The 711-nt window shown below is 75.9% G+C and carries 1 protein-coding gene; it reads left to right on the top strand.

Annotated elements, in window-relative coordinates:
* Window positions 1–56 precede the first annotated feature (56 nt).
* Window positions 57–711 (top strand): aminotransferase class I/II-fold pyridoxal phosphate-dependent enzyme (locus A5714_RS19600; RefSeq protein ID WP_156747404.1); only part of this gene is annotated, 655 nt, incomplete at its 3' end.

The raw sequence follows: 711 nt of genomic DNA, 5'->3' as shown, positions 1-711 counted from the left end.
CACCTCGGCGATGGTCGACGTCGCCCGCCTGGTCGGCTCTCGTAGGCTCTAGGTCCATGAACGCCCGGCGCCAGGCACCCAGCGACGCCTCGCCGCTGGCGTGGCTGGAGGCGGTGGAGCTGCAGCGCCGCGAGGCCGGGCTGCGCCGCTCGCTGCGGCCGCGGCCGCCCGTGGGCACCGAGCTGGACCTGGCCTCCAACGACTACCTGGGCCTGTCGCAACATCCCGACGTGATCGAGGGCGGGGTCGCGGCTCTGCGCATGTGGGGTGCGGGCGCCACCGGGTCCCGGCTGGTCACCGGCGACACCGAGCTGCACCAGCAATTCGAGGCCGAGCTCGCCGGCTTCGCCGGCGCGGAGGCCGGCCTGCTGTTCTCGTCGGGGTACGCGGCCAACCTGGGCGCCGTGGTCGGCCTGTCGGGCCGCGACGCGTTGCTGGTGTCGGACGCGTACGCGCACGCGTCGCTGGTGGACGCCTGCCGGCTGTCCCGCGCGCGGGTGGTGGTGACCCCGCACCGCGACGTCGACGCCGTCGAGGCCGCCCTGCGGTCGCGCACCGAAGAGCGCGCCGTCGTCATCACCGAATCGGTCTTCAGCACCGACGGCGCCCTGGCCCCGCTGCTCGCCTTGCACGAGGTGTGCCGCCGGCACCGCGCGCTGCTGCTCGTCGACGAGGCCCACGGCCTGGGCGTGCGCGGCGGCGGCCGCGGCC

This window comes from Mycobacterium sp. E2462 (assembly GCF_001672685.1).
Lineage (GTDB): Bacteria > Actinomycetota > Actinomycetes > Mycobacteriales > Mycobacteriaceae > Mycobacterium.
Note: the sequence above shows the minus strand (reverse complement) of the source record. Positions and strands in the feature narration are given on the sequence as shown.